General features: G+C 67.2%; 13 protein-coding genes and 1 riboswitch. Of the genes, 7 read left to right on the forward strand and 6 right to left on the reverse strand.

Going from position 1 to position 16370, the window contains the following annotated elements; translation table 11 throughout:
* Window positions 1-180: 180 nt before the first annotated feature.
* Window positions 181-951, reverse strand: coding sequence for a Crp/Fnr family transcriptional regulator (locus tag CRO39_RS05015; protein ID WP_097121285.1), 771 nt, complete (start codon window positions 949-951; stop codon window positions 181-183).
* Between the two features lie 411 nt (window positions 952-1362).
* Between CRO39_RS05015 and CRO39_RS05020 the strand changes: the two genes are divergently transcribed.
* Window positions 1363-2745 (forward strand): DEAD/DEAH box helicase, encoded by a 1383-nt coding sequence (locus tag CRO39_RS05020; RefSeq protein ID WP_097120808.1) that lies wholly within the window; start codon window positions 1363-1365, stop codon window positions 2743-2745.
* Between the two features lie 483 nt (window positions 2746-3228).
* Here CRO39_RS05020 and CRO39_RS05025 read toward each other — a convergent pair whose 3' ends face one another.
* The 4 genes from CRO39_RS05025 to CRO39_RS05040 form a co-directional block, all read right to left on the reverse strand.
* The gene (locus CRO39_RS05025) at window positions 3229-5532 is read right to left on the reverse strand and encodes a TonB-dependent hemoglobin/transferrin/lactoferrin family receptor (RefSeq protein WP_097120809.1); all 2304 of its coding nucleotides are present in this window, start codon (window positions 5530-5532) and stop codon (window positions 3229-3231) included.
* A 128-nt stretch (window positions 5533-5660) separates the two neighbouring features.
* Window positions 5661-7127 (reverse strand): DUF2271 domain-containing protein, encoded by a 1467-nt coding sequence (locus tag CRO39_RS05030; protein WP_162125658.1) that lies wholly within the window; start codon window positions 7125-7127, stop codon window positions 5661-5663.
* Window positions 7128-7149: 22 nt separating this feature from the next.
* Window positions 7150-8034 carry an EF-hand domain-containing protein gene (locus CRO39_RS05035; RefSeq protein ID WP_097120811.1) on the reverse strand — a complete coding sequence of 295 codons (885 nt, stop codon included), beginning with the start codon at window positions 8032-8034 and terminating at the stop codon, window positions 7150-7152.
* Between the two features lie 44 nt (window positions 8035-8078).
* Window positions 8079-8876, reverse strand: a complete 798-nt coding sequence (locus tag CRO39_RS05040) for a DUF4198 domain-containing protein (RefSeq protein WP_097120812.1) — start codon at window positions 8874-8876, stop codon at window positions 8079-8081.
* A 270-nt stretch (window positions 8877-9146) separates the two neighbouring features.
* Between CRO39_RS05040 and CRO39_RS05045 the strand changes: the two genes are divergently transcribed.
* From CRO39_RS05045 to CRO39_RS05055, 3 genes are all read left to right on the forward strand, one after another.
* Window positions 9147-11087, forward strand: a complete 1941-nt coding sequence (locus tag CRO39_RS05045) for a beta-propeller domain-containing protein (RefSeq protein WP_097120813.1) — start codon at window positions 9147-9149, stop codon at window positions 11085-11087.
* Window positions 11088-11126: 39 nt separating this feature from the next.
* Window positions 11127-11480, forward strand: coding sequence for a 6-carboxytetrahydropterin synthase QueD (queD, locus tag CRO39_RS05050; protein WP_097120814.1), 354 nt, complete (start codon window positions 11127-11129; stop codon window positions 11478-11480).
* Between the two features lie 267 nt (window positions 11481-11747).
* Window positions 11748-12140, forward strand: coding sequence for a phasin family protein (locus tag CRO39_RS05055; RefSeq protein WP_097120815.1), 393 nt, complete (start codon window positions 11748-11750; stop codon window positions 12138-12140).
* Window positions 12141-12271: 131 nt separating this feature from the next.
* Here the strand turns inward: CRO39_RS05055 and bioD are convergent, their stop codons facing one another.
* Window positions 12272-12940 (reverse strand): dethiobiotin synthase, encoded by a 669-nt coding sequence (bioD, locus tag CRO39_RS05060; protein ID WP_097120816.1) that lies wholly within the window; start codon window positions 12938-12940, stop codon window positions 12272-12274.
* A gap of 250 nt (window positions 12941-13190) precedes the next feature.
* Here bioD and CRO39_RS05065 point away from each other — a divergent pair, with 250 nt between their 5' ends.
* The 3 genes from CRO39_RS05065 to btuB all read left to right on the forward strand — a co-directional run bounded on the left by CRO39_RS05065 (window position 13191) and on the right by btuB (window position 16334).
* Window positions 13191-13676, forward strand: coding sequence for a GAF domain-containing protein (locus CRO39_RS05065; RefSeq protein ID WP_097120817.1), 486 nt, complete (start codon window positions 13191-13193; stop codon window positions 13674-13676).
* Complete coding sequence (locus CRO39_RS05070; protein WP_097120818.1) at window positions 13673-14047, forward strand: TfoX/Sxy family protein; 375 nt, start codon at window positions 13673-13675, stop codon at window positions 14045-14047. The genes CRO39_RS05065 and CRO39_RS05070 overlap by 4 nt, the downstream gene beginning before the upstream one ends.
* A 38-nt stretch (window positions 14048-14085) precedes the next feature.
* Window positions 14086-14298: riboswitch (cobalamin riboswitch) on the forward strand.
* Between the two features lie 155 nt (window positions 14299-14453).
* A complete protein-coding gene (gene btuB, locus CRO39_RS05075) occupies window positions 14454-16334 on the forward strand; it encodes a TonB-dependent vitamin B12 receptor (protein WP_097121286.1) in 1881 nt (626 codons plus the stop codon).
* The last annotated feature ends 36 nt before the right edge of the window (window positions 16335-16370 follow it).

A 16370-nucleotide genomic window follows, 5' to 3' on the forward strand; every position in this document is an offset into this window, starting at 1 on the left:
TGACGGCCGGCGACTCTCGCCGAAGTCGAGCTCCCCGGGAAGTGGGCGAAGAAGAATTTGTGGGGATACCTCAGGTCTTGACCCGCCATTGCCATCTTTCGGGCCTTCCCGCCAATCATCGAAACCGCCGTACGCGGCTGTAGGAGTCGTGCCGGCATGCCGGCGCCACTCCCACAGACCTCAGCCGCGCGCTTCGGCCAGCGCTTCCAGCCGCGCGGGATCCAGCAGGCGCACATGGTGCGGATCGTCGGTGGCAATGGCGCCTTCCTGGCGCAGCCGGGTGAAGCTGCGGCTGACCGTCTCCACGGTCAGGCCGAGGTAGTCGGCGATATCCGAGCGCGTCATCGGCAGCGTGACTTCGGTATCGCTCCAGCCACGGCGGCGGCGGCGTGCGGCCATGTCCAGCAGAAAGCCGGCCAGCCGTTCCAGCGGGTTCAGCCGTGCCAGCGACATCAGCTTGTCGCGGGTGGCGTCCAGTTCCACGCAGGCGCGATCGAGCAGTTCGCGTTCCAGTTGCGGGTGCTGTTCGCACAGGCTGCGCATGTCGCGGGTGGCGAACGCGCACAGCTGGCTGTCGACGATCGCCTCGATCGAATGGCGGTAGCGGGTGGCGCCGCTGAAACCGATGAAGTCGCCCGGCATCAGAAAACCGGCCACCAGCCTGCGCCCGTCCGGCAGCAGGCGGATGCGGCGCAAGGCGCCTGCGGTGACGGTGAACACGCCGCGCCGGTTGTCGCCTTCGCGCGCCAGCAACTGGCCGGCGCTGAGCGTGATGTCGCCGGCCATCGCCTCCAGCTCGCGCGCCTGCTCCAGCGGCAGCGCCGCGCACATGGCCAGGTGCCGGACCTGGCAACCGGCGCAGCCGCCCTCCTGCGACAGGCCGCCGTCGCCGCCGGACGCCCCGCTCGCGGGCGTCGGAACTCCATTGACACGCAGGACACGCAGACTCATGGCGGCGGCAGCACCCTCGGGAATGCCGCCATGATACGGCAGGGCGGGCGCGCTGGCGGCGGCCGTTCCGGCCTGCCGCAAATGAACGCCGCGGCCGGCCGCCGGCAGGTTTTTCCCCGCGGCGGTCCAAGATCGGTTACAGTGCGCGCCGTTTGCCAGCGGCCGTTTGTTTCCCCAATGGTCCGCCGTCGCCGGAATTCCCCAGGGATTCCGCGCCCGCTCCGCTCCGACTTCTTTCGTTGCGCAAACTCGGAACCGCCGCTTTGGCGGTCTCCGCAACACCTCTCGCAGCGCGGTTTCAGGGAACGCTTCGAGTAACGGCCGCACCGCATCTCGCGTCGAACGTTTCCGCACAGGCTTGTGCGAGCGTCGGCATGTGTGCCCGGCCGGCCGACTTTGGAGCTTTACCGCATGTCTTTCGAAAATCTCGGGCTGGTGCCCGCCCTGCTGCGTGCCCTCAACGACGAGGGTTACACCCAGCCCACCCCCATCCAGACCCAGGCCATTCCGCTGGCGCTGGAAGGCCACGACCTGCTGGCCGGCGCGCAGACCGGCACCGGCAAGACCGCCGCGTTCGGCCTGCCGCTGATCCAGCACCTGGCCACCTCGCCGCAGGAAGTCAGCCGCAGCGGCCCGCGCAAGCCGCGCGCGCTGATCCTGGCGCCCACCCGCGAACTGGCCGTGCAGGTGCACGACAGCCTGCGCGGCTACGGCAAGTACCTGCGCATCCCCAGCACCACCATCTACGGCGGCGCCGGCATGGGCCCGCAGCTGGACGCGCTGCGCCGCGGCGTCGATCTGCTGGTGGCCACTCCGGGCCGGCTGATCGATCACATCGATCGCCGCAGCGTGGATCTGTCCGGTATCGAGATCCTGGTGCTGGACGAAGCCGACCGCATGCTCGACATGGGCTTCCTGCCTGCCATCAAGCGCATCCTGGCCAAGCTGCCCAGGCCGGGCGCCGTCGGCAACGGCCGGCAGACGCTGCTGTTCTCGGCCACGTTCGAGGAAAGCATCAAGCAGCTGGCGCTGGAGTTCATGCACAACCCGCAGCAGATCCAGGTCACCCCCAGCAACACCGTGGCCGATACCATCCAGCACCGCGTGCATCCGGTCGACGGCAACCGCAAGCGCGATCTGCTGCTGCACCTGCTGGCTGCCGACAGCCGCGTGCAGACGCTGGTGTTCGGACGCACCAAGCACGGTTGCGACAAGCTGACCAAATTCCTGGAACAGAGCGGCGTCAAGGCCGCGGCGATCCACGGCAACAAGTCGCAGGGCGCCCGCCTGCGCGCGCTGAAGGACTTCAAGGGCGGCCGCATCAACGTGCTGGTGGCCACCGACATCGCCGCACGCGGCATCGACATCGACCAGCTGCCGCGGGTCATCAACTACGACCTGCCGATGGTGGCCGAGGACTACGTGCACCGCATCGGCCGCACCGGCCGTGCCGGCGCGCAGGGCGAGGCGATCTCCATCGTGGCCCAGGACGAGGCCAAGCTGCTGCGCGCCATCGTGCGCATGCTCAAGCGCGAAGTGGAAATCCGCGACGTACCCGGCTTCGAGCCGCAGACGCCGATCCGCTGGGGCAACAACAATCCTGCGGGCGAACGCCCGGCCGGCAACCAGGCGCCGCGCAAGCACGCCCGCCGTCCGCACGCCGACGCCCCGCGCCACGCCCACGCCGGCCCGAAGAAGCACGGCGGCCAGCGCGACGGCGCCCGCAAGCCGGGCGGCTTTGCCGGCCGTCAGGGCAATGGCGGCGGCGGCGGCCCGCGCCGCAGCGCCAGCTGAGCAGGACGCACGCGCCGGTTCACCGGCGCGTGCGGTCGCATCCAACACCGGTTGCGGTCGGCGTCATCGACGCTGCTGCAGCCGGTGTTTTTTTTCTTCCCTCACGAGAGGAAAGGTCCACATGGAAGCCGGTGGCCATGGCGTTGCGAGACACGCTGTAAATACCCGCTATGCGGGCCCGGCCCGCCATCGCAGATGACGGGCGTTCGGCTGCGCGCGAAGCCGTGCTTCGCAAACACTTGCCTCACCCATGTAAGCTCTTACGCGGCATCCATGCCGCGTACGGTCTCGCAACGCCATGGCCACCGACTTCTGCAAAGATTGCCGGCACTCGAAAAAAACCTACAGAAACCGCGCTTCGGATGTTTTTCCCGAACGCTTGCCAACGGCTTCCACATAGACGTTCCCTGCCTTGGTTGAAGAAATTTTTGCGGCGCGCGCTCCGCCGTCTTGAACCGCAGGAGCGCGCACCGATTGGCCGGATCAGAACCGATACGACACCGTCAGTCGCAGGTTGCGGCCCGGTTCGCTGTAGCGGCCGATGCCTTCGCCGGTGACGTAGCCGTACAGCGTATTGGTGCCCTCGTTGACCAGGCGGATGCGCGACCACAGGTAGTAGCGCTCATCGAACAGGTTGTAGACGCCGGCGCTGACGCGCAGGTGGTCGCTGACGTTGTAGCTGCCGAACAGATCGAACACGGTGTAGGCCTCACTGAGGAAGTCGGGCGTGGTGGTCTGGAAGAAGTCGCCGGTTTCGCTCAGCTGCGCATCCTTCATCTTCTTGGCCAGCGCATGGGTCAGGTTGCCGGTGATGCTCCAGCGGCCTTGTGGGGCCAGGTACTGCAAGCCCAGCACACCGCGATCCGGACTGATGCTTTCCAGCGGGTCGCCGTTCTTCTTCTCGCCTTCGGCATGGGAGTACGCCAGCCGCAGCTGCCAGGCCTCGCCCAGCAGCCAGCGGCCTTCCAGTTCGGCGCCCTTGACGGTGACTTCGCCGTAGTTGGCCGGCATCGTGTAGGTGGTGCCGAAAGAAGTGCTGCAGCCGCTGAAACCGCAAATCTGGTATTCCACGTCCGGGTTCTGCACGAACTGCGCGCTTTCGATGAAGTTGTCGTACTTGTCGCGGAACAGCGATACGCCCAGCTGCATGCGTTCGGTCTGCCAGCGGTAGCCGATCTCGGCATTTAGGCTCTTCTCCGCTTCCAGGTTGGGATTGGCCACCGCACTCCATGCCGTTGCTTCGTTGCCGGTGGCCACTTCGGTGACCGTGGAGGTGGTGGTCGGCGCGTACAGGTTGCCGACCGTCGGCGCGCGGAAGCCGCGGCCAAGCTGCGCCCACAGCGAGTGATCCGGCACGAACTCGAAGCTGGCGCCGGCCTGCCAGGTCGGCGCGGAGAAGCTGACATCGCGCACGGTACCGGTATCGTCATCGAAGGTTGGGCCGAGGTCGGGCGAGTAGTCGTAGCGGTCGTAGCGGGCGCCGGCGGTGACAGTCAGGCGTCCGTCGAGCAGGCTCACGCGGTCGCGCAGATACAGGTTCCATGCATCGACATCGGTATGCGGTACCTGCGATGGATCCACCGTCACCGACGCCACGCTGCCGTCGTTGCGCCAGCGCGTATCGACGGCGGTGAAGTCGACTTCGCGGCGTTGCCAGGCGGCGCCGTAGATCAGCGCATGCACGCCGGCGAAATCCTTGGAGAAATCCACCGCCACCCGATCCAGCGTCTGCTCGGTGGCGCGATCCTCGCTGCGCAGGCAGGGCGTGGTGGCGCCGGGGCAACCGGAACCGGCCAGGATGGTGGTCAGCGCGCGGCTGTCGGTCTGCTGTCGGTCGACCTGCGCCTGCATCTGGTCGAAGGCGGCGTTGCCGGCCTTCCACACATAACGCAGGCCGTAGCGGTCGCGGTCGTTGCTGTCGTCGCCCCAGCGCTCCAGGTAGCCGGGCGCATAGACCCGCGACAGGTTTTCGACCCGGTTGTCGGCGCGGCTGCGTTCCCACACCAGGCCGAAGCGGTGCGCCTGGTTGGGTACGATATCCAGCTTGGCCAACAGGTGATCGCTCTGGCTGTCGATCGGATCCGGCGTGCGCCGGCCGGTGCCGCTGCGCTCGACGGTGGTGTCGTACCAGGATTCGGCTTCATGGCCATCGCGGCGGGTGAACACCAGCATCGATTCGACGATGCCGGTGCGGTTGGCCAGCGTCAGCGTGCCCATGTTTTCGTCGCGCGCGCCGGTATAGCCGTACTTCAACCCGATGTAGGTATCGTTGCCCTCGGCCTTCAGGTAGTCGGCCGGATCCTTGGTGGTGAACATCACCGCGCCGCCCAGCGCGCCGCTGCCGGCGCTGATCGCGTCGGCGCCCTTGATCACTTCCACCCGCTTCAGCGCGTCGGTGTCGATGCCGCCGCGGCCGGCACGGAAGAACTCGTAGGCCGCCGTGGTTTCCAGCGATTCGGCCAGGCTCAGGCCATCGACGGAGATCGCCACGCGGTCGCCTTCCAGGCCGCGGATGTTGAAGCCGTTGTCGCCGAAGCGGCCCAGGTCGACGATGCTGACGCCGGGGATGTAGCGGATCAGGTCTTCCATGCCCTGGGCCATCTCGTTCTCGATGTCGTCGGCGTCGAGCACGGTGACGTTCTGGTTGGCCGATGCGCGTTCGCTGCGCTCGCCCTTGACCTCAATGGGGTCGAAGGTACGCGCATCGTCGGCGGTGGTTTCGGCCTGCGCTGGTATCGACAGGCAGCTGGCGACGGCTATCGCCAGCAGGGTGGGGGTTTGCTTCATGGAGTACTCCGCAGTTGTGATGAAAGGAATGTCTGCGCGCCTGCGATGGACAGGCGTTGTTCCTGGCTGCGGAGGGCCGGGGTTGCCGGCCGATACGTTCGCTGGGTGGGGGAAGCGGGCGGGCCGCGCTATGGCCAGGCGCCGGGTGCGGTTCGCAATTCGATGCGGCCAACCTCGCGCCGGCCTTGCGTCTGTTGCAGCACGGCCGTGCCGTCCAGCCGGAACGGCAGGCTCAGCCGCTCGTGGCCGCCATGCTCGCGCGCGGCCTCGACCTGCAGCAAATAGTCGCCCCGCGGCAGCGCGCGGCCGAAATCGTCGCGTCCGTCCCAGCCCAGCGAATACTGTCCGGGCGCGCGGGTGGGGCGGGCGATGCCATGTACCGCAGCCTCGTCGTCGCGACCGTAGTGCCGCCACCATTGCGGCAGTTCGTGCAGCCAGCGCGAACGGTCGCCCAGCACCAGCAACTGCCGCACCGGTTCGCCGTCCGGCGTGGCGATCCACAGGGCCAGATAGGGGCGGCGGTAGCGTTCGCCGGCCTGCGCGGGAATCTCGTAGTCGATCGCCAGCCGTTCCGGTTCGGTTGCCGGCTCGCCGCCATCGGTCGCCAGCAGCGCATGCCAGCCGCTGCTGGCGAAGGCGACGCCACGTTCGCCGACGATCAGCGCTTCGGTGCCGGGCAGGCTTTCGACCAGCGCCAGCCCGTCGCGGATCGGCATCACGCTGAGCGCGGTGGCCAACGCGTCGGCGCTGGCGGCATCGGCGGCGACCACCGTGGCCGATGGCGCATAGGCCACCGGCCAGCCTTCGCTCGGGTCGAGGATATGGCTGTAGTGGCGGCGGCCGATGCGGTAGCCGCGGCTGCGGTGACCGCTGGCGGCCAGCGCTTGCGACCGCAGCGCCAGCGTGGCGATGGCCGGGCCGTTGTCGCGTGGTGCGGCCGGGTCGGCGATGGCCACGCGCCAGGCCTGCCCGGGCGCTGGTTCGCCCCAGTGGATCGCATCGCCGCCGATATCCAGTTTGATGCCGCCGGCCTGCGGTGCCGCCGCGCGTGCGCGCTGCATCGCCTGGTCCAGGATGTAGCCCTTGGCCAGTCCGTCGACCTGCCATTGCAGTTCCGGCGGCTGCGCCAGCGCTTCGGCCGAGGCATCGAATTCGATCCGTGCAATAGCGCGCGCGCGCTGGCGCAGCGCGATGCGGTCCGGCAATTCGCTGAGGCCGCTGTCGGCGGCATTGCGCCAGATGTTTTGCAGCCCGCCCAGCCGGCAACTGAAGGCGCCTTCGCTCGCTTCGCGCCAGTGTTCGCAAGCGGCCAGCACCGCGCGCAGATCGGCCGATACCTGGCCATCGGACCGGCCGCGGTTGAAGTGCGCCAGTTCGCTGTCGCTACGCCAAGTGCTGAGCACCGCCTCCAGACGCTGAATCTCGGCCAGCGCTGCGTCCACGGCCGCTCCCGCGTGCGCATCGTCGCCGGCGACGATCATCTCGAACGAGGTCCCCAGCACGTCTTCGCGTTGATAGCGCTGCGGTGTGGTTGCCTGCGCGCTCCATGCGCAGGCAGCCACCAGCCACAGCGCAGCTTTCCAGCCACACTTCATGTCGGGCTCCAGTGGCCGGGAATCAGCGCGCGTCGCTGCCGCGCGGCGGCGCGGCCGATGATGTGCGTCCGTGCGATTGCGACGGTGCCGGATCGCGCGCATCGACGATGCCGTCGCCGTTGCCGTCGGCGCGTTCGAACACGCGCTTGCCGGAGGCGGCGTATTCGTCCCATGTCATCCGGCCATTGTGGTCGCTGTCGATCGCCTTGAAGCGCACATGCGCCTGCTGAGTCGACGATTCGCGCGTACTGGCGATGCGCCGGTCCAGACGGTCTTCGAACTCGGCCAGGTATTCGTCCGCGTCCAAGCGGCCGTCGCCATCGGTGTCGGTGCGGGCGAAGGCGTCATCGCGGCCACGATCGTATTCGGCCCGGGTTACCTTGCCGTCGCCGTCGGCATCGTAGATCTCCAGCATGCCGGTGCGGCTGTGGGTGCTGGGCATGTTGAGCGGGCTGCGGCGTTGCGTGCGCGACGGTTCCGCCTGACCCGCGCTCTTCTCGAAATGGGCGAAGGCGCGCTCGCCCGAAGCGTCGTATTCGGCGCGGCTGATCAAGCCGTCGCCGTCCTTGTCCAGCGCCTTGAAGCGCACCCGGGTCTGTTCGACCTGTCCCTGGCGGGCGGTTTCTAGGCGGCGGTCCAGCCGCACCAGGTGTTCGCTGGCGTACTCCTCCGTATCGACCGTGCCGTCTCCGTTCTCATCGGTGTCGGCATAGCGCTGCTTGCGGAACTGCACGAACTGTTCCCAACTGACGGCACCGTCGCGGTCGCTGTCGAATTGTTCCAGAAAGGCCGCGGCCGCCGGTTCGGCTTGCGGCCCGCGCGTGCGATTCGGTTGTGCCTGCTGCGCCATCGCCGGTGCGGCGGCCAGCAGCGTGCCCAGGGCCATTCCCAACAGGTGCTTTTTCATCGAATTTCCTCTTGCTTATTGTGTCGAGAGAGAGAGTGATGGCGTCACTGTTCCAGTACGCGGAAACTCAGCGTGTAGTTGTAGCCGTGCATGGGCGCGGCGGCGCCGTCGGGGGCCTTGCCGCGGTAACGAATCAACGCCAGGTAGACGCCTTCCGATTCCAGCGCGAAGCTGGCCTTGCCCTGGGGATCGGTGGTCAGCGTGGCGACCGGCTTCTGACTGGCGCGGTCCCCACTGGCGCGGAAGATTTCGACGATCTGCCCTGCCAGCGGTTTGCCGTTGTAGTCGATGCGGAACTCGAAGTTTTCCGTGACGTAGAGATCGCTGGGATGCGTCAGCGCCACCAGTTCCAGGCCCTTGCCGTAGGGTTTCAGTGCCGGCTGGGTCGGCGCGCCGGCGGTGATGTAGGCCTCCGAAACCGACAGCGACTGGTAATGGGCCAGCAGTCTGGCGCCCGGCGGCAGCGGCTTGGCCGGGTCGCGGCTGCTTTCCTGTTTGCCGTCCACTTCCCAGGTGCGGAAGATCGCGCCCAGGCGCGGGCCGGTGCTGAAGCGGTAGGTGCCCTTGCCGGCGGCCAGATGGTGCTCGAGCACGGCGCGGGTCTTGAGCCGCTGCACGTTGTCGATCGGTGCGGTGCTGCCGTCGGGAGCGGTGACCCGGAACTCGCTGTGGTCGAACGCCACTTCCGGCACGAAGAATTCTTCGCCGAAGGCCGCGTCCAGCGTGACCATGCCGCCGTGCATCGGCTCGAAGCTGGCGGGTGCGAGGTAGGGGGTGTGGGCGCTCGCGGTATCGACGGCGAGCAGGCCGAGCAAGGCGGCCAGCAGTACGGCGGTTTTCATGGCGATTTCCTGACAGAAGGAGAAATCGCTGGCGGACCCGGATGAAAACGGCTGCTGGCTTAAGGGCGCGATTATTGGGCCTGCGGACGTTTTCGGCAAGCGGGAGCCGCGCGCGGTCCCTTATTGCGATCCGGGAAGCGCGACCGGATGGTCCCCCAAGCGGCTGTCATGCAGAACGGATGTCGGCAGCAACCCCTTTCCCCTTCTGGAGCGTTTGCTAGATTGAAGCGCGTCCATGGGTGGCCGCGTATCGGACCGGGGAGGGTTGCCATGCGCATGCACGGATTGGGTTTGGCGGTGTTGTGCCTGATGGTCGGCAGTTGCCAGGCCGCTGAAACCGGTGAGGCTTCGCCGAAAAAGACGATGCAGGCCTTCGCCAGCGAAGCCGCATTCGAGAAGCTGCTGAAGCGATGGCAGGCGCAGCAACAACAGCGTGGTCGAGAACGGGAAGCCGTCGTTGCGATGGCACCGATGCCGGCGCCGGTAGCGGCAGCTGCCGACGCCTACGCCGGAAGCCCCTCGCTGGACAGCATCCAGGTGACCGGAAGCCGGTTGGAAGAAGGCGCTGCCGAGTCCATCACCAACGTCCAGACCCAGGGCGTGGACGAAGGCGGCATCGTCAAGCAGCACGGCGAGCATCTGGTGGTATTGCGTCGGGGGCGCCTGTTCACGGTGCGGATCGGTGGCGACGCGCTGCAGCCGGTATCGGTGCTTGACGCCTACGCGCCCAGCGCCAACCCCGGCGGCGCCTGGTACGACGAAATGCTGATCGCCGGCGATACCATCGCCGTCATCGGCTACAGCTACGAACGTGGCGGTACCGAGGTTGGCCTGTTCGATATCGACGCGGCCGGCCGGCTGAGCTACCGCGACACCTATCAACTGCGCAGCAACGACTACTATTCGTCGCGCAACTACGCCAGCCGGTTGATCGGCGATCAGCTGATCTTCTACACGCCGCTGTCGATCGCGCCCTGGCGGCTGGAACGCCGCGATTTCTATCCGGCCTTGCGCCGCTGGCATCCTCATTCCACGCCGGATGATTTCAAGCGCATCCTGCCGGCGACGCGCATCTATCGGACCGACGATGCGCTGGACCCTTACGAGGACGACATCGCCCTGCACACGGTGACCCGTTGCGATCTGTCGAAACGTGAAATGCGCTGCGAATCGACTGCCGTGCTGGGGCCGGAAGGGCGCGTTTTCTATGTTTCGGCCGATTCGGTGTTTGTCTGGACCACCCAGTATCGCGATCACGGACAGCCGAACCGGTCTTCAGTATTCCGGATTCCGCTGGATGGCACCGCCCCCTCCGCATTGAAGACCAGCGGCGGTCCGGTCGATCAACTGTCGTTCCTGCAGGATGCCGGCGGCTATCTCAATGTGCTGCTCACCACGGAATCGAAGGGCGAGGGCATGTGGGCGGCGGAAACCGCCGAGGGCGATACCGCCCTGCTGCGGGTGCGGTTGTCGGACTTTGGCGACGGCAGCACCGCGGCCAAGGGCGCGGACTACCTGCCCTTGCCGCCGATATCGGGCGAGGATCCGCAGAACCGTTTCATCGGCGATTGGCTGATTTATGCCGGCGATGGCCAAGCCCGCTGGGGACGCGAGCACGATCCCGATGCCCGCGCGGTCGCCTATGCATTGCGCTTCTCCGGGCGCGCGCCGCCGCAGGCCCTGGTGCTCAGCCACGCGGTGGAACGCATCGAAGCCTTGGGCAGCGACGCTATCCTGGTGGGCAGCGCCGGCCGCGATCTGCATTTCACCAGCATGCGGCTGGACCAGCGCGCCGCACTGGCGGCCACGTTCGTGCAGAACGATGCGGCGCAGGGCGAGACGCGGACGCATGGCTTTTTCTACAAGCGGCAGGACGCCTCGCAAGGCATCGTCGGCCTGCCCATCGTCGGGCACGCGCCGAAGGGCATGCAGCGCTATCTGGGCGAATCGGCGTCGGTGCTGTATCTGCGCGCCCGGGCGCTGCGTCTGTCGCGCATGGGGCAGCTGGATGCTTCGGCGGCGGTTGCGGTTGACGACGCCTGCAAGGCCAGTTGCGTGGACTGGTACGGCAACGCCCGTCCGCTGTTCATCGGCCCGCGGGTTTTTGCGTTGCTGGGCTATGAGCTGGTGGAAGGCGAGATTGATCGGGACCGCATCGGTGAACGCAGGCGCATCAGCTTTGCGCCGGCCGCCGCCAGGATTGCCCGCTGACGATTGCGGCCACCGGCACGCAGGGCGGACAATGGCGGCATGGACATCTTCAAGGTTTTCACCATCGAAGCCGCGCACCGGCTGCCCAACGTGCCGGCCGGGCACAAGTGCGCGCGCCTGCACGGGCATTCGTTCCGCATCGAGCTGCACGTCTCCGGGGATCTGGATCCGCATACCGGCTGGGTGATGGATTTCGCCGACATCAAGGCGGTGTTCAAGCCGATCTACGAACGCCTGGACCACCATTACCTCAACGACATCGAAGGCCTGGAGAACCCCACCAGCGAGCGCATCGCGGTGTGGATCTGGGAACAGCTGAAACCGCAGCTGCCGCTGCTGAGCGAAGTGGTGGTGCATGAAACCTGCACCGCCGGCAGCCGCTACCGCGGTTGAGGGCCGCGGCAGGAATGCTTTGCAGGCCGGGGTTGCGATGCGCCCTCCGGTAGGAGCGACGGCTCTCAACGGCCCGATGGCTGGTCAAGCGGCTCAACGGTGCCGGCACCACTCCGGTAGGTCGCCTGCCTGGGAGCGGTGACGGCAAGCCTTTGAATCTGAACAGGAATCGACCGTTCGTCGGAAACGGTGGCGGTTGTTGTTGCGCTGCAACAAAGATGGGGTTATGCTGCAACGCACAAATCGGCAATCCCATTGGAGTACGCCATGTCTGCCCAGTTCAACGACAGTTTCAGCACCTTTACCCACCAGTTCGCCGCTGCCGCTGCGCGCGCCAACCGTCTGGCCCTGGAAAATGCCGAAACCGTGTTCGGCGTCCAGCTGAAGACCTTCGAAAAGAACATCGACGCCACCGCCGCCTTCTTCGGCGAACTGGTCGAGACCCACGACCTGGAAGCCTACAAGACCCTGTGGCCGAAGGGCCTGCAGGTGGCCAAGGACAACACCGAGCGTCTGGTTGCGGCCGGCCAGGAAGTGTTCGGCCTGACCCTGAAGACCAGCGAAGCCTTGGGCCAGCTGGCCAAGAGCCAGTTCGAAACCGCCACCGAGAGCGTGCAGGCTTCCGTCGCCAAGGCGACCAAGCCGGCCAAGGCCAAGTAAACGAATCCAGGCAATACCCGTCTTTGCGCGGCTCCCCTCCCTCCGCGCAATCCGACCCGGCAGCTCCCTCCCGCTGCCGGGTTTTTTTATGCCCGGACTTTGGAACGGCCGCGCGCGAACGCCGGCTGCGCTCAATCCGGAAGCGTAAGACAGGCCGACAGCGCGCGCGCATCCGGCGCCCGGCGGTAGGGTAGCCGGCCCCAGCACGGGGCATCGATGCGGGCGCCCAGCAGCGCGAAGTTCTCGTCGCGGCGTTCCATCAGCGGGTCCACTTCGCTGGCGATCCAGCCGATCAGCCGGCAACCGTCGGCGGCGATGGCGCGGGCGCTCAACCGCGCATGATTCAGGCAGCCCAGGCGCAGGCCGACCACCAGCACCACCGGCAACTGCAGTTGCCGCGCCAGATCGGCCTGATCCAGCGTGGCCGACAACGGCGCTGCCCAGCCGCCGACGCCTTCCACCACAACGGTATCGGCCTTGCCCTGCAATCTGTCGAAGGCGGCGGCGATTGCGGGCAGTTGCACCGACACGCCAGCCTCGCCGGCGGCGATTTCCGGCGCCAGCGGCAGCGGCAGCGCATAGGGATTCAGATCGCCGTAGGCCGGTTGCGGGTCGCTGGCGGCCAACAACGCCAGCGCGTCCTCATTGCGCCAGCCATCGCAGGTCTGCGCGCAGCCGCTGGCGACCGGCTTCATGCCCACTGCGCGCAGGCCGCGCGCGCGCAGTGCGTGCAGCAGCGCGGTCGAGGCGAGGGTCTTGCCGGCGCCGGTATCGGTGCCGGTGACGAACACGCTACGCATGGGCGCGGATGCCTTCGGTACCGGCGTTCAACGCCGTTCCGGCGCCGCCGGCACGCCAGCGGCCGCCGGCCGGTCTTGTCTCGTTCATCGGATTCTCGTTGCGGAACATCGTCGGCATGATAGTCGGCGCAGCATGCGGAGAATCATCCGTGCTGTCCGATTTCATCTCTTCTCCGCGTTGACAACAACAAGCAGAACCGGTCGATTCCCGATGAATTCGTTTCCGATCAATAAGCGCTAGAATCGGCGGATGTCATTCGCCGCCCAAACCCTGACCGGCAGCAAGCCGGAACAATACGCGCAGCTGGCCGGCCAGGCGCGCGCGCTGCTGGCGGGCGAAACCGACCGCATCGCCAACGCCGCCAATCTGGCCGCGCTGGTCTATCACTCGCTGCCGGATCTGAACTGGACCGGATTCTATTTCTACGACGGCGCCGAACTGGTGGTTGGACCGTTCCAGGGATTGCCCGCCTGCGTGCGCATTGCGCTGGACAAGGGCGTCTGCGGCGCCGCCGCGCGCACCCGTCAGACCCAGCGGGTCGAAGATGTCGAAGCCTTCCCCGGCCACATCGCCTGCGATGCGGCCTCGCGTTCGGAACTGGTGGTGCCGCTGGTCAAGGATGGCCGACTGGTCGGCGTGTTCGACCTGGACAGCCCGCGCGTGGGCCGTTTCGACGAAGCCGACCAGCAGGGCCTGGAAGCCATTGCGCAGATCTACGTGGATGCGCTGACGTGAGCGCAGCCAAGCTGCGCAACATCGGCCCCAAATCCGCCGCATGGCTGCGCCAGGTGGGTTTGCGATCGCACGAGGATCTGGCCGCGGTCGGTTCGGTGGAAGCGTTCATGCGGGTCAAGCGCGCCGGCTTCCGCCCCAGCCTCAACCTGCTGTATGCGCTGGAAGGCGCGCTGCTGGACTGCCACTGGCAGCAGTTGCCCGACGACCGCCGCGGCGAACTGCTGCAGGCCTATGACGCGGCCACTGCGCTGCTGCCGCCACCGCGCGGCCGGCCCGCCGCCGGGCCGGTCACCACCACCCAGATGCAGGACGACGACGACGCGCCTTCGCCCAGCCTGTTCGATTCGCCCGACGACGCCGGCGAAGACTGACGTGGCGGCAGCGCCGTCCCAAAAGCCGCAACAGGCTCTATAATCGCCGCGCTTCAGGTGACCCGGCGGCACTCGCCAATGGGTTGAAACGGGAAGCCGGTGAGCCGACAGGCGATTCCGGCGCTGCCCCCGCAACGGTAAGCGAGTCCAACCGCGGCATCCGCCACTGTGCATCGCACGGGAAGGCGCCGCGGCCGAGTGCGCCGCACTCGCTCGCAAGCCCGGAGACCGGCCTGGAGCATGGAATCGCCGATTGTTCCGGACCTGTGCCGGGGAACGGCGGATCCTCCATGGTTGCGATGCGGAGGGCGTCGTGGCGTGCCGCGCGCTGCGCTGTCCGCTGTTTTTTCCTTCGTCTGGCAACTCCACTGGCTTGCTGCGCATTTGCGCGATGGAGTTGAACCTCATGCAGTACCGTATTCCGGGCCGTTCTCCGGTCCTCCGCACCCTTTCCCTGGCCGTGGCGCTGGGCCTGCCCGGGCTGGCGATGGCCGCCGCCGCGACCACCGATCTGGACGAAATCATCGTCACCGCCACCCGCACCGAGGTCGCGCTGCGCGACAGCCTGGTGCCGGCGCAGGTGATCGGCCGCGAGGAAATCGAACGCACCCAGGCGCGTTCGCTGCTGGACCTGCTCAAGGGCAGGGCCGGTCTGTCGTTCTCCAACCAGGGCGGCAGCGGCAAGCTGACCACGTTGAACATCCGTGGCGCCGATTCGGACCATGTGCTGGTGCTGGTCGATGGCATCCGCGTGGGCTCGGCGACCGCCGGACTGGCGTCGTTCCAGGATCTTCCGATCGATCAGATCGACCGTATCGAGATCGTTCGCGGGCCGCGTTCCAGCCTGTACGGCTCGGAGGCCATCGGCGGCGTGATCCAGATCTTCACCCGCCGCGACCGCGGCGCGCTGCGTCCCCGCTTCCGCGTTGGCATCGGCAGCCACAACCTGCGCGAGGCCAGCGCAGGCGTGGGCGGCGGCAACGAGCGCGGCTGGTTCGGCGCCGACCTTGCCTACCAGCGCACCGACGGCATCAACGCCTGCCGCGGCTCGGCCGCCACCTTCCAGGGTTGCTTCGCCGACGAGCCCGACCGCGACGGTTACCGCAACAGGTCCGTCAACCTGCGCGGCGGCTACACCTTCACCGACACGCTGCGGCTGGAAGCCAACGCATTGCATGCCAGCGCGTTCAACGAGTTCGACGGCAGCATCTTTGGCGGCAACGAGGCCGAGAACATCCAGCAGGTGTTCGGCAGCAAGCTGAGCTGGACGCCCACCGAACGCATCAACGTCGCCGTCCAGGCCGGCCGCGCCTACGACAAGTCGGACAACTACTTCGCCCAGGCGGGCAGCCCGCGCGCCTACGTCAGCACCTTCGACACCCGTCGCGATACCGCCTCGGTGCAGGCCGATTTCTCCCTGGCCGAGCAGCACCTGCTCAGCGCCGGCGCCGACTGGCAGAAAGACGCCATCGAAAGCACCACCGGTTACGCGGTCGATGACCGCGACAACAAGGCATTGTTCGTCGAATACCAGGGCCGGGTCGGCCGCCAGCGCCTGCAGGCCAGCGTCCGCAACGACGACAACGAGCAGTTCGGCAACCACACCACCGGCAGCCTGGGCTGGGGCCTGGATTTCGCCCACGGCCTGCGCCTGAACACCAGCGTGGCCACCGGCTTCCGCGCGCCCAGCTTCAACGAACTGTACTTCCCGTTCTCGGGCAATCCCGATCTGGGGCCGGAAGAGTCCACCAGCGTCAACGTCGGCCTGGCCCAATACGCCGAGCGCTGGAACTGGACGTTCAACATCTACCAGACCAAGGTGGATGATCTGATCGGCTACGACAGCGCCTTCAATCTGATCCAGGCCGAAGAAGCGCGTTTGCGCGGCGCCGAACTGACCTTCGAGGCGCGCGTGGCCGGCTTCGACCTGTCCACCCAGTTCAGCCATGTCGACCCGCGCAACCGTTCCAACGATGCCAACTACAACAAGTTGCTGGCGCGCCGCGCACGCAACACTGCGCGCATCGATGTGGACCGCAGCTTCGGCGCCTTCCGTACCGGGCTGACCTTCAACGCCGCAGGCGAGCGCTACGACAACGCCGCCAACACCCAGCGACTGGGCGGTTATGCCACGCTGGACCTGCGGGTGGAATATGCGATCAATCCGTCTTGGACGTTGCAGGCGCGTGCCAACAACGTCTTCGACCGCGACTACGAAACGATCGCCTGGTACAACCGGCCCGGCCGCGAATACGGCCTGAGCCTGCGTTACCAGCCGGCCAACTGAGCCGCGCACCGGTGCCGCAGGGATGCGGCATACCGT

It is taken from the genome of Pseudoxanthomonas wuyuanensis (assembly GCF_900215535.1).
GTDB classification, from domain to species: domain Bacteria; phylum Pseudomonadota; class Gammaproteobacteria; order Xanthomonadales; family Xanthomonadaceae; genus Pseudoxanthomonas_A; species Pseudoxanthomonas_A wuyuanensis.

Coding starts and splice junctions, on each gene's coding strand:
- CRO39_RS05025 (WP_097120809.1), bottom strand. CDS start 5,532: ATGAAGCAAACCCCCACCCTGCTGGCGATAGCCGTCGCCAGCTGCCTG.
- CRO39_RS05065 (WP_097120817.1), top strand. CDS start 13,191: ATGTCATTCGCCGCCCAAACCCTGACCGGCAGCAAGCCGGAACAATAC.
- CRO39_RS05020 (WP_097120808.1), top strand. CDS start 1,363: ATGTCTTTCGAAAATCTCGGGCTGGTGCCCGCCCTGCTGCGTGCCCTC.
- CRO39_RS05040 (WP_097120812.1), bottom strand. CDS start 8,876: ATGAAAACCGCCGTACTGCTGGCCGCCTTGCTCGGCCTGCTCGCCGTC.
- CRO39_RS05055 (WP_097120815.1), top strand. CDS start 11,748: ATGTCTGCCCAGTTCAACGACAGTTTCAGCACCTTTACCCACCAGTTC.
- queD (WP_097120814.1), top strand. CDS start 11,127: ATGGACATCTTCAAGGTTTTCACCATCGAAGCCGCGCACCGGCTGCCC.
- CRO39_RS05045 (WP_097120813.1), top strand. CDS start 9,147: ATGCGCATGCACGGATTGGGTTTGGCGGTGTTGTGCCTGATGGTCGGC.
- bioD (WP_097120816.1), bottom strand. CDS start 12,940: ATGCGTAGCGTGTTCGTCACCGGCACCGATACCGGCGCCGGCAAGACC.
- CRO39_RS05030 (WP_162125658.1), bottom strand. CDS start 7,127: ATGAAGTGTGGCTGGAAAGCTGCGCTGTGGCTGGTGGCTGCCTGCGCA.
- CRO39_RS05035 (WP_097120811.1), bottom strand. CDS start 8,034: ATGAAAAAGCACCTGTTGGGAATGGCCCTGGGCACGCTGCTGGCCGCC.
- CRO39_RS05015 (WP_097121285.1), bottom strand. CDS start 951: ATGAGTCTGCGTGTCCTGCGTGTCAATGGAGTTCCGACGCCCGCGAGC.
- btuB (WP_097121286.1), top strand. CDS start 14,454: ATGCAGTACCGTATTCCGGGCCGTTCTCCGGTCCTCCGCACCCTTTCC.